The following is a 9,405-nucleotide window of genomic DNA, read 5'->3' as shown; positions in this document are numbered from 1 at the left end:
TCCACCACACCGAAGCCGATGGCTTCCAAGCCATGTGGCGACTAAACCGTCACACCGTCGAAATCATGCTCATCAGCAACACATCCGACGACTCCGTAGTGGCCTCATTCGCCTCAGACGACTTCCCCGACCTCGCCCAGGCGCGCGAACAGTATCCAGCTCTGGAGCAGTTGTGGAACGCCGTTCGGCATGCCTTCTGGGCCGAACTCATTCCACCGCAGCACTATTCGCGCCGAGGCAGATGATCCAGGCCGCTGCATATCAGCGGTCTGTCAAGCCCGACAGCAGCGTTGCTGTCGGCGACATCCAACAAATAAAACGAAGGGGGCACGGCTGCTATGTTCCGTGTCGGAATCCCTGTCCACATCGACAAAGACACCACTCTGCGTGTGAAGATCCTTGACGCATGTGGCTTGACCTGCACGTTCTGCCACAACGAAGGGACGCCCGTCGCCATCGACAACCGGCACCGCTCCTCAGGAGAATTCGTCGCATCAGGCAGCAGCGGACGCGCCTCGATCTACGCCGGAACCAACGGTGCGACCTTTCTAGCTGCCCCGATGCCCGACAACGACGAGTTCGAGCAGGCGATTGCCGCTCTACGTGATGCCCTGGAACTGACCGAACTGCACTTGACCGGCGGCGAACCGACCTTGCATTCAGCCGTCGCACGACTCACCCGAATCGCTGTTGAGACCGGTTATAGGGTCGGCATGACCTCCAATGGAGAGCGCGGCGAGCGAGTGATCCCCGATTGCGCCGCAGCCGGGCTGGATCGGGTGAACTTCTCCACCTTCGGAACCACCGCAGCCGAACTGGCCGAAGTTCAGCACGCCCGCTACCGCAATCCTGTTCTAGCACAACGGAAAATCGACGCGCTCAAAGAGTCGATCACCACGTGTGAGACGAATGGGGTGAAGGCTAGCGCCAATATCGTTGTCCCCGACTACAGTCATGCGCCGCGCGTGCATCGACTGCTCGACGAGTACTCCCCGCACCTGACCGTACGGCTACTCAACTCGCTCGACCGAGGCGCAAGCTCAATCGACGCCATCGAACGTATTCTTGCCGACCGTGGCGCCGTCGCCGAAGCTCGCCATATCATCGCCGGGGTCTCCGGCGCACGCACGATCTACCGCCTGCCGGATGGTCGGCGGATCTACTTCAAACAGATTCGCCCCGTCCGGTTGCCCAGCACGTGCACCGGATGCCAGTTCAACAACGGCACTGATTGCGAAGAGGGCTTCTACGGTATACGGCTGTACTACGACCGGACCGGCAGTTTCCAGGTCGGCGTCTGCATCCAGCGCATGGACCTCTGTCTGCCGCTGTCCGAGTTTCTGAACAGCCCACTTCGCCGCGAGATCCTCCTCTTGCGCAACACCGAATATCGCCAGCTCAAAGCCAGACGTGCTGGATAAGTTCCATAGTCGCCCGAGCCCTGACAGGAGCCCCCATGCCGATCGAGCACGAAGCCAAGATTCTCGACATCGACCCCGACTCCATCGAACGCCACATCATCGACAAGGGAGGTCGCAAACTCGGCGAGCGGTTCATGCGCCGCTACGTCTACGACATCACCCCTGGCGACGAATCCAAGTGGATCAGACTGCGCGACAACGGAAACGACACCACCCTCGCCGTCAAACACATCACCAGCGACGCCATCGACGGCACCCATGAGGTAGAGGTGAGCGTCAACGATTTCGCCGCCACCAACGAACTCCTCGAGATGATGGGCTTCACCGCCAAGTCCTACCAGGAGACCAAGCGGATCAGCTTCACTCTCGACAGCGCACAACTCGAGATCGACACCTGGCCCCAGATCCCGCCCTACCTGGAGATCGAAGCCCCGACAAAGGAAGACGTCATCCGAGTAGCGGCCCAGCTCGGCTACACCGAATCCGACCTCACCGGCGAGAACACGATCAAGATCTACGCACGCCACGAAATCGACCTCAACACCGTTCCCGAGCTTCGCTTCTGAGTGATTCTCCGCCCCTCACCACGTGGGCGGGACCAGCAGAGCCCCCTGTCCTGAGATTCAGGCCCCTCTGACACCGGGGGCTGCTTGCTTGCCGCAGTTATCTGCCGACGAGTATTCAGCTCCCCATGCCTGAACCCTGCGTGCGGAGTTGCCTGCCCGGGTGCATCGCGGATCAGGCTGGGATACCGAATAGTCCCGCGAATCTGTTGAGCCACAAGCTTGATGGCCCATGTAGTAGGCAGGAAGATTGGGGCCCCAAAAGAGAAAAGGAAAGAGAAAAGAGAAGACGGAAACCCAAGACAGAACTTGCCGAATTTCCCTCTACAGAATCAAGAGCGGCGCGCTACGCGCGCCGCCCGGTGCGCCCGCCCTACCGCTCCGCTCCCGGGCGGGCACCCCGGCGCAGAACCAGGATAGGGGCCGAGCTACTACAAAGGCGTCAGCACCAACTCCGAAGTGCTGCCGCACCATCCCTCAGCGGGATGGCTTGCCACAAATCTATTGGGTCGACAGGAAGCACACGGCGCTCAATTATCTTCACCAAATCGTTTCACCATGACTCGGATTCTCGCCAGCTCTTCCAAATCTGAGCTAATAGCGATATCCCATAAACCGGTTGCATCTACTCTGGCATTTAGGTTGACACAGCGAGGTATACGAATCAGGTCACCGGCCTTCTCTATAGTGATGGGAAAACTAGTCCGTCCCACTCGAGAGCCCAATGGGCTCCAAGCGTCAGCATGTATGGTGTATTCGCCAGCAGGTACGCCGCCAGCCTCGATAATCATGAAGATTGGGAAGGTCCGCATATCGCCAATGTTTAGTACGCGAACCGACTGCCATCCTGCACCAACGACATAGCCGAGACTATTCGAAATTTCCACATAGTTACACAACATGACAGTGGACAAAGAAAAAAGATCACTCGTCAGTCGCACCCCCGTACCCGCCAGGCCAGCCTGCCCGCCGGGGGCGGAAAACAGAATTGTGACATCGGGCGCTGAAAAAGTTGTATCGCCGCCGGGCTGACCGTCTACCCCAGCCGAATAACCCACGCCTTCAGTTCCATTGCGCTCAGCTGGGTCCCAAGCAATTGCCCCTGGAGATACCAGGCCGCCCCCACCTCCGCCACCTCCTGGGAATTCTCCAGGTTTGCCGTCCACGATAAGGCGGTCGGCGTAGATCTTACGTCCAACTTGCTCCGTGTCTGGCCCTAATACTCCACCCCCGCCGCCTCCGCCGAACTTTCCGCCATCGCCACCCAGATCTATCGTGTTCGCTCTTATTTCATCACCTCCGTCAGCCCCGCCTAACGAGGTGATCGAATCGCTTACCTTGGGACCTCTGAGTCTTGCAGTAGGTAGTTGGCGCATCACACGGCCGATCCAGCTGTAACTCGGCTTCATGTTCAATCTGCCTCATAAGATTTTTGACTTCCCGATCCACCATCGCCACCGCGGCCAGAACCTATGACGCCGCCTGCGCCACCGCCACCACCATTTCGACCGCCTTCACCACCGAGCTTTATGGTCCCCGCATAAATTTGATTCGAGTTCCGACCAGCCGTCTGATAGATGGCCTTTGATCCGGATGCATCTGAGTTATTCTTTTTCCGCCAAGGAAAAGTCGAAGCGGTTGCCAGCAAGACAATCGCACCGAGGGCAACGAGTACCCATCCCGGCCAATGCCCGTAGAACGGTATCGCCCCAAGCACTATGCCTGTAATGCCGATAACCGCCCCGCCGAGCCATTTAAGGTACTTTCCCATTTCTCTCCGCTCGTTTCATTCAAGTCGTACCGGCGCTAGGACCGGATACGATCACCGCTTACGTAGCTCCTTCTGCTCCCGTCTTGGAAGCGCCAGAGCTGTATTCGCGAAATCCCGCATCCCCGTTACGCGACATAGTTGCGGCCAAGGCCCACAGCTGACCGGGAGGATCTTGCCCATTGGCCTTGCTGGCTCACACCGGCGAGACCCCGTCCGTCTGTCGACGGTCCGGATACCCGCACACACGGTAGCTGTCGGTTTACCACCCACTTCCTCGTCCGGCGTGTCGTAGCATCGACACGCCGGATAGAGGATTTGAAAACATCCAACTATGTCCCAACTAATTGCCTCTTCGACCACGTCGCCCGAACTAGCGTTCGATTGTCGACAGTAGTCGAGAATTTGCGTATACCCAGGTCAGCCGGGCAGTATCCGAAGTAGTTGACGGTCTATGGTTGTCCGCAGTAGTGGCTTTCAGCCGTACGGCAGGGGTTAGGGGTTCGATTCCCCTAGGCTCCACCGAATGGTCGCGGCGACGATACGGAATCCTCGGAAAAGGATGCGTCATCGTTCGAGAGACCTGGAAGTTGCACAGCGGGCCGGGCTCACCGCATGGGATCCCGGCCCGCTTTTCTATCGGTGTGGGAGATCCGAGAGTCAGTCGACCATGATGGTGGTCACGCTCTGCGAATGCGGCATGTCGGTGTCGATTCTGACTTCCACGCGTCCGGATCCCGTATTCGTACCGAATTCGCCCCGCTTCGGAGTGGGCATGCCGAAGAAATCGGGAATCTCCGCCGGGGCCGTGAGATTCACCGACTGCGATCCGGATGCGCCGGTCGTGAGATTGCGCCAGTGCACCCTCGGCGTCACCGCGCACCACGGCGCCTGAATACCGAGGAATTTCAGACTTCCCAATACCGTGAAGGTGACTTCTCCCCTGCGCTGGGGCCAATTGTGCCACGTCCGCGCATTACCCCATACCTCACCGGCACAACCGATTCCGCGCACCGCGGTGGAGGATTGCGCAAGAGGAGAGTCCGTGTAGGTGAGCGGGGCCGCACCAGCGACGGCGGTGCCGCCGGCCACCGCGGCCATGACCAGCGCGCCGCCCATCAATACCGTCTGCAATCTCTTGTCAAGCATTGTTCGTCAGACCTCTTTTCGGTGGACCAACAGTTTCATCGACCGGAAGTTACGGCTCGTCACACCGGCCGAATTTCAACCGGCGAGCAAAGAAATGCAAATTCCGGACCAGATTTGATCGGCCGTCGAACCCCTGGCCGTGAGCGACTATAGCCGTCCCCACCACGGAACAGACAGCGCGGCATACCTATTCAATCGTCCAGGATCGCGTCCGGCACGGCCCGATAGGCCACCGTCACGCCGGCTCACGTGCACCGGCGGCGTCGAGTTCCCCCGGCGCAGTTTATGGTTGGACGATGGAGCTGCGGCATATCCGGTATCTGCTGGCCGTTGCCGACCACGGGAATTTCACCCGCGCGGCCGAATCGCTCCATATTTCACAGCCGACGTTGTCGCAGCAGATCAAGCAGCTCGAGCAGGTGCTGGGTGTGATGCTCCTGGATCGGTCGGGGCGCGCGGTGCGGCTGACCGACGCCGGTGCGGTGTACGCCCGGCACGCGCGCCTGGCGTTGCGGGATCTCGAGGCCGGTGAGCGTGCGGTGCACGATGTGCAGGACCTGAGTCGCGGGCAGCTGCGAGTGGCCATGACGCCGACATTCACCGCGTATTTCATCGGGCCGCTGGTGCACCGGTTCCGGTCCGCGCATCCGGGGATCGCGGTCACCGTCCGGGAGACGACGCAGGACCGGATCGAGGCGGATCTGCTCGCCGACCGGCTCGATCTCGGTATCGCCTTCGCCGGCGCGCACGCCGCGGGCATCGAAGCCACCGCCCTGTTCGACGAAACGCTCAGCCTCGTCGTCGGCCCGGACCACCTGCTCGCGGCGGCGACCGGTCCGCTGCCGGTCGGTCAGCTCACCCGGGAACCGCTGGGTCTGCTCAGTAGCGATTTCGCGACGCGCGGGCATATCGACGATTATTTCGCCGCATGCGGGGTGCGACCACATATCGCGGTCGAGGCGAATTCGATCAGCGCCCTGCTCGAATTCGTCCGGCGCGGCTCGCTGGCCACCGTGCTGCCCGATGCGATCACGCACGCGCACAACGATCTTCACCCGGTATCGCTGACCCCGCCGATGCCCCGCAGGACGGTGTGCCTGTTGCGTCGCGGCTCGGCGTATCACTCGGCGGCGGCACGGGCATTCACGGCAACGGTCCACGAGATCGCCCGCGAACTCTGACCATCGACACCATCTATCGCTGTGATGGAAAACAAGTATTGGACACTATAACCACAGGTGGACGACCCTGGATTGCATCAGGCCCCGATGGCCGACGCAACGAAAGGAATCGCCCATCATGGTGCATGCACAGTTCGATCCCAGCGCACGGCAGGCCCTCGCCGCGGCCGCTGTCGAGGCCAAGATCGCCGCGAATCTGACCTGGGAGCAGATCGCCGACGCCGCCGGCTATTCGACCGCATTCGTCACCGCCGCGGTCCTGGGCCAGCATCCCCTGCCGGAACCGGCCGCCGTCGCGGTCGCCGATCTGCTCGGACTCGGCCCGGACGCGGCGCGCACGCTGCAGACCATCCCGACCCGCGGATCGATTCCCGGTGGCATCCCCACCGATCCGACGATCTACCGCTTCTACGAAATGCTGCAGGTCTACGGAACCACGCTCAAGGCGCTCGTGCACGAGCAGTTCGGCGACGGCATCATCAGCGCCATCAATTTCAAGCTCGACGTGCGCAAGGTCCCCGATCCCGAGGGCGGCGAACGCGCCGTGATCACCCTCGACGGCAAGTACCTGCCCACCAAACCTTTCTGAGCCCGCCCGTAATTCGAAAGGACCGCAATGGATTTCGCACAGCACACCATCGATCTGGCGGGTCGCAACGTCGAGGGGGGCGGGCGTCCGTTCGCCACCGTCATCGTGCGGGACGGCGAGATTCTGGCCGAGAGCCCGAACCGGGTCGCCCAGACCAACGATCCCACCGCCCATGCGGAGATCCTCGCCATTCGCGCGGCCTGCACCGAGCTGGGCACCGAACATCTCACCGGGACAACGATCTACATCCTGGCCCTGCCCTGCCCGATGTGCCTGGGTGCGCTCTACTACTGCTCACCCGACGAGGTCGTCTTCCTGACCACCCGCGAGGAGTACGAGCCGCACTACGTGGACGACCGGAAGTACTTCGAATTCGACAACTTCTACGGCGAATTCGGCAAACCGTGGGATGCGCGCCGGCTGCCGATGCGGCACGAGGCGCGCGCGGACGCCGTCGATGTCTACCGGCGGTGGCAGCAGCTCAACAACGGCGAGCGGCGGGTGCCCGGGGCGATCGCGAACTGACCGCTCGCACATCCGGTCCGGCGTACGTGTTGGTCCGGACGACGTCGTTTGCCGGAAATTCCCTGATAGCCACTGAAATACTGTTGAGGACTACTCATGAAGAAACTCGCTTCGGCATTGGCGGCCCTTGCCGCCGTCGGCCTCGTCGCTGCCTGCGGCAACAGCAACAGCTCGGAGAACGCGTCGTCCACACCGGTGGTGGCTTCGACATCGGTGGCGGTCGCCAAGGGATCGCCCTCGGCGGTGCTGGCATCCACACCGTGGGAGACCACCTCCGCGAAGGATGCGCACGGCGGGTCGGTCGCGCTGACCGACGACGCGGTGAAGAACTACGTCGGATTCGCCTACTTCAAGGCCGACGGCACCTTCACGATGTTCAATCTCGACGACTCACCGAAGATGCACGGCGACTGGACCGTCTCCCCGGACGGTAAGACGCGCACGATCGTCGCGAAAAACGCTGCGGGACAGTCGCAATCGCGCCGGGTGGCCGATATCGTCACGCTCACCGACAAGGAGTTCACCTATCGCGTGTACCCCGATGCCAACGACAAGTCGGTGTACTACGACATCATGCACACGCCGACGAACCACAAGGAGCCGGCCGCATAGGTCGTTCCCGGTGCAATTCGAGTTTCCAGAAGATGCCGAGCAGCAGTTGCAAAACCACACCGCCGATGAGCACCGGCACTCCAGGCACACCGAGATCCCCCAGATCTGTCAACTTCACCGAGGTCTCACTTTTGCGCTCGATGCTGAACAGCGGCGTCGGCACCGTACACAGCACCGCCCCCGCGCCGACAACCAGCAGCGCAAGATCCTCGACCGCGAGTCGCTGGAGAGCCGTATCGGCGATCTGGTCACCGAACTCGAGCAGATGGGCTACGTGGAACGCGTCCCCGGCGCGCAGGATCGCCGCGCCAAGACGATCCGGCTGACGCGACGCGACGCGGCAGCCAGGCCCAGGCCGCGGGCAGACGAATCCTCGGCGAGATCGACGCGGAATGGCGAACCCGCCTCGGCGATGAACAGCTCACCGCCCTCCGCGCCACCCTGGAGAACATCGTCCGCCTGGGACACTCCTGACGACCCGGCGGAACTCCCGAGACCGACTGCTCCACAGGGCCAGGGCCGCAGCCGGCACACCTCGCGGGGCTTCCGATTGTGCCGTGTTCTGTAGCGCATCGGGACAACCGTGGGGTACCGTCGAGGAGCGTCACGGGTCCGGCGGAGCGTTCGATTCGGGGTCGGCGAATTATGAAGCGAGGCTGAAATGTCCACTGCGCCACAGCTTCCCGATTGGGCGGACGATGACATCGATCCCCGGGTGCCGAGTATCGCGCGGATCTACGATCATCTGCTGGGCGGATCGCACAATTTCGCGGTGGACCGGGATTGGGCGGACGATCTGGAACGCCGTTGGCCGGGCATCACCCAGGCGACATGGGCGAATCGCGCATTTCTGCGGCGGGTGATCAGATATTGCGTCGAGGCAGGGATCACCCAGTTCCTCGATATCGGCTCGGGCATCCCTACCGCGGGCAATATTCACGAGATCCTGACCGAGCTGGGCGTGAACGGCCAGGTCGTATATGTGGACAACGATCCGGTCGCCTTCCTGATGGGCCGTCGAATCCTGGCCGACACCCCGTGGGCGACGGCGATTCGCGGCGACTTCCGCGATCTGGACATGCTCGTGCGTTCGCCGGAGGTCGCACAGCATATCGACTTCACCGAACCGGTTGCCGTACTGGTGCTTTCGATCCTGCACGTGGTCGGCGACGAGATGGATCCGCAGGGTGTGCTCGGCCGTCTGCGCGACGGGCTGACCCCCGGCAGTCTCCTGGCGATCTCGCATTTCACCAATGAGGGCTGGTCCGCGGAACGGCTCGATGAACTGCTCGAGCTGACCCGCTCGACAACCACCCCGGGCCGTCCCCGGTCGGCGGCCGAGATCACCGCACTCTTCGACGGATTCGAACTCGTCGAGCCGGGCGTCGTCCAGGTTCCGCTGTGGCGACCGGATTCGGATACGCCGCAGCAGACCCGATACCTGGACTGGCTCGGCGGTGTGGGCATCAAACGGTGAACCCGAGACGGTTTTCGGCGTAACGCGCGACACGCGATGTTGCTGGACAAAGGTCCCGCGCCGGGCAAGGCTTCAGTCCGTGGACCCCGACGACTGGCATCGGTTGCTCGATCGGCTGAC

The 9,405-nt window shown here is 62.0% G+C and carries 12 protein-coding genes; 8 read left to right on the top strand and 4 right to left on the bottom strand.

The window, feature by feature from the left end:
- From ON40_RS53040 to ON40_RS00155, 3 genes are all read left to right on the top strand, one after another.
- On the top strand, nt 1-245 hold a 245-nt coding region (locus ON40_RS53040), incomplete at its 5' end, for a hypothetical protein (protein ID WP_218008716.1).
- Nucleotides 246-389: 144 nt separating this feature from the next.
- Complete coding sequence (locus ON40_RS00160; protein WP_218008715.1) at nt 390-1,421, top strand: radical SAM protein; 1,032 nt, start codon at nt 390-392, stop codon at nt 1,419-1,421.
- A gap of 35 nt (nt 1,422-1,456) precedes the next feature.
- The gene (locus tag ON40_RS00155) at nt 1,457-1,987 is read left to right on the top strand and encodes a class IV adenylate cyclase (protein ID WP_040816939.1); all 531 of its coding nucleotides are present in this window, start codon (nt 1,457-1,459) and stop codon (nt 1,985-1,987) included.
- 527 nt (nt 1,988-2,514) lie between these two features.
- Here ON40_RS00155 and ON40_RS51505 read toward each other — a convergent pair.
- From ON40_RS51505 to ON40_RS47730, 3 genes are all read right to left on the bottom strand, one after another.
- A complete protein-coding gene (locus ON40_RS51505; protein WP_157186133.1) occupies nt 2,515-3,042 on the bottom strand; it encodes a hypothetical protein in 528 nt (175 codons plus the stop codon).
- A 353-nt stretch (nt 3,043-3,395) separates the two neighbouring features.
- Nucleotides 3,396-3,755 (bottom strand): hypothetical protein, encoded by a 360-nt coding sequence (locus ON40_RS51500; protein WP_157186132.1) that lies wholly within the window; start codon nt 3,753-3,755, stop codon nt 3,396-3,398.
- A gap of 657 nt (nt 3,756-4,412) precedes the next feature.
- On the bottom strand, nt 4,413-4,901 hold the full coding sequence (locus ON40_RS47730; RefSeq protein ID WP_051192416.1) for a hypothetical protein: 489 nt from the start codon (nt 4,899-4,901) through the stop codon (nt 4,413-4,415).
- Nucleotides 4,902-5,197: 296 nt separating this feature from the next.
- Between ON40_RS47730 and cynR the strand changes: the two genes are divergently transcribed.
- The 4 genes from cynR (at nt 5,198) to ON40_RS00130 (ending at nt 7,808) form a co-directional block, all read left to right on the top strand.
- Complete coding sequence (gene cynR, locus ON40_RS00145; RefSeq protein ID WP_040816936.1) at nt 5,198-6,082, top strand: transcriptional regulator CynR; 885 nt, start codon at nt 5,198-5,200, stop codon at nt 6,080-6,082.
- Nucleotides 6,083-6,200: 118 nt separating this feature from the next.
- The gene (cynS, locus tag ON40_RS00140; protein ID WP_040816933.1) at nt 6,201-6,671 is read left to right on the top strand and encodes a cyanase; all 471 of its coding nucleotides are present in this window, start codon (nt 6,201-6,203) and stop codon (nt 6,669-6,671) included.
- Between the two features lie 27 nt (nt 6,672-6,698).
- The gene (locus ON40_RS00135; RefSeq protein WP_040816921.1) at nt 6,699-7,196 is read left to right on the top strand and encodes a nucleoside deaminase; all 498 of its coding nucleotides are present in this window, start codon (nt 6,699-6,701) and stop codon (nt 7,194-7,196) included.
- 96 nt (nt 7,197-7,292) lie between these two features.
- The gene (locus tag ON40_RS00130) at nt 7,293-7,808 is read left to right on the top strand and encodes a DUF4822 domain-containing protein (protein WP_040816918.1); all 516 of its coding nucleotides are present in this window, start codon (nt 7,293-7,295) and stop codon (nt 7,806-7,808) included.
- A gap of 270 nt (nt 7,809-8,078) precedes the next feature.
- On the opposite strand, the gene ON40_RS00125 is transcribed toward ON40_RS00130, so the two are convergent.
- Nucleotides 8,079-8,276 carry a hypothetical protein gene (locus ON40_RS00125; RefSeq protein WP_040816915.1) on the bottom strand — a complete coding sequence of 66 codons (198 nt, stop codon included), beginning with the start codon at nt 8,274-8,276 and terminating at the stop codon, nt 8,079-8,081.
- Between the two features lie 193 nt (nt 8,277-8,469).
- On the opposite strand from ON40_RS00125, the gene ON40_RS00120 reads away from it, so the two are divergent.
- Nucleotides 8,470-9,285 carry an SAM-dependent methyltransferase gene (locus tag ON40_RS00120; RefSeq protein WP_040816913.1) on the top strand — a complete coding sequence of 272 codons (816 nt, stop codon included), beginning with the start codon at nt 8,470-8,472 and terminating at the stop codon, nt 9,283-9,285.
- Nucleotides 9,286-9,405 lie beyond the last annotated feature (120 nt).

It is taken from the genome of Nocardia jiangxiensis NBRC 101359 (assembly GCF_000308615.1).
Lineage (GTDB): Bacteria > Actinomycetota > Actinomycetes > Mycobacteriales > Mycobacteriaceae > Nocardia > Nocardia jiangxiensis.
Note: the sequence above shows the minus strand (reverse complement) of the source record. Positions and strands in the feature narration are given on the sequence as shown.